Source organism: Vibrio sp. 03_296 (genome assembly GCF_002265885.1).
In genome coordinates, this window is sequence record NZ_NPKW01000211.1 from 1 (window position 1) to 800 (window position 800).

General features: G+C 42.2%; 1 pseudogene. It reads left to right on the top strand.

What is annotated here, in order from left to right:
* Window positions 1-421: 421 nt before the first annotated feature.
* A pseudogene (gene avtA, locus CIK04_RS23450) lies at window positions 422-764 on the top strand (valine--pyruvate transaminase); the annotation flags it as partial.
* Window positions 765-800: the final 36 nt, after the last annotated feature.

The window sequence follows — 800 nt, forward strand, 5'->3', positions numbered from 1 at the left end:
CTTGTAATACTGCCACCAGCTCTGGGCTGCTGTTGGTGCACTGGCTTGATAGTTCATTGTGTTACACGCGGCTAAGCCTGCCAACATAGTACAATAATAAGCACTTTCTCATTTTCATTGTAATTCCATTTAGTTATGTAATGCGCACGCATAATACATTCACCACGCACATAACAACAAAGCCATAATGGCGTTCTAATTTATCAAAATGTTATATGGATCATTCCGCTCTTACATTTGCTGAATTTTTCRATTCTTTACCGAGAGCTATTTCGCGGGAAAAAGTTTCAGCTTACGTAGCAATTTCACGCTTTTACTCTCTGTTACATTCAGGTATGTTCAACTATTACTCTATCAGCCAGCAACGTACTGGCCATTTAGGCACACGAAAGCAATCACAATGAATTAGGTATAACAACAAATGCAGTTTTCAAAATTTGGCGAAAAGTTTAATCAGTATTCTGGAATAACCCAATTAATGGACGATCTGAATGATGGCCTGCGCACACCGGGTGCCATCATGCTCGGAGGAGGCAACCCAGCCGCTATCCCAGCCATGCTCGAATACTTTCACCAAGCCAGCGAAAACATGCTCTCTAACGGCAAACTGCTTGCTGCACTGGCAAACTACGATGGTCCTCAAGGTAAAGATGTCTTTGTTAAAGCACTGGCACGTTTACTCAAGGAAACCTATGGTTGGAATATCAGTGAAAAGAACATCAGTTTGACCAATGGACAGCCAAAGCGGCTTTTTCTACCATGTTTAATCATTTTTGTCTGGTCAACAGCCGTACGGCTCA